The sequence below is a fragment of the Streptomyces sp. NRRL F-5650 genome (assembly GCF_000721365.1).
Classification (GTDB): Bacteria; Actinomycetota; Actinomycetes; order Streptomycetales; family Streptomycetaceae; genus Streptomyces; species Streptomyces ardesiacus.
Window position 1 is genome coordinate 1 of sequence record NZ_JOGV01000158.1, and the last position, 484, is coordinate 484.

The window sequence follows — 484 nt, forward strand, 5'->3', positions numbered from 1 at the left end:
GGCTGGTGGTGGGCGTGGGCGGCCCTGCGGGGGGGTTGGGGCCGCCCTGCCCTGGTCGGTGGCTTAGGCGGCCTTGTAGCCGCTGAGCTTCTTGCTCAGGTGGGCCCGCCATCCGCTGCTGCTCGGGGTGCGCGCTCCGGCATCCCGGTCTCCTTGAGCCGGACGATGCGGGTGTAGCTGACGGTGGAGCGGTAGTTCTCCATGCCGTCCTCGATCTTGAACTTCCGGCCGTCCGACGTGTGGATCAGCTCCCGGCCGATCTTGGCCACGGTGACCATCGTGTAGCCCCAGTGGACCTGGCACGTCTCGTACTGGGCGACCTGGTCACCGACCTTGATGCCCTGGAGCTGCGGATCCGGGTTCCGCACTGCCTCGCTGAAGTCCATGTAGGTCTCTCACCTCTTGATCTCGCCCTGGCCCGCCGCACCCCAGCTAAGGCGCTCGGTGTGGGAGGGGCTGGGTCCGGGCTCCGTGGGGCTGGTGG

1 protein-coding gene is annotated in these 484 nt (G+C 68.8%); it reads right to left on the reverse strand.

Translation table 11 applies throughout. The features are described from left to right. Positions 1 to 95: 95 nt before the first annotated feature. The gene (locus IG88_RS0137905; protein ID WP_030819783.1) at positions 96 to 386 is read right to left on the reverse strand and encodes a hypothetical protein; all 291 of its coding nucleotides are present in this window, start codon (positions 384 to 386) and stop codon (positions 96 to 98) included. Positions 387 to 484 lie beyond the last annotated feature (98 nt).

What these genes read in the sequence shown, in the direction of transcription:
- IG88_RS0137905 (WP_030819783.1), bottom strand. Translation starts at nt 386, where the DNA reads ATGGACTTCAGCGAGGCAGTGCGGAACCCGGATCCGCAGCTCCAGGGC.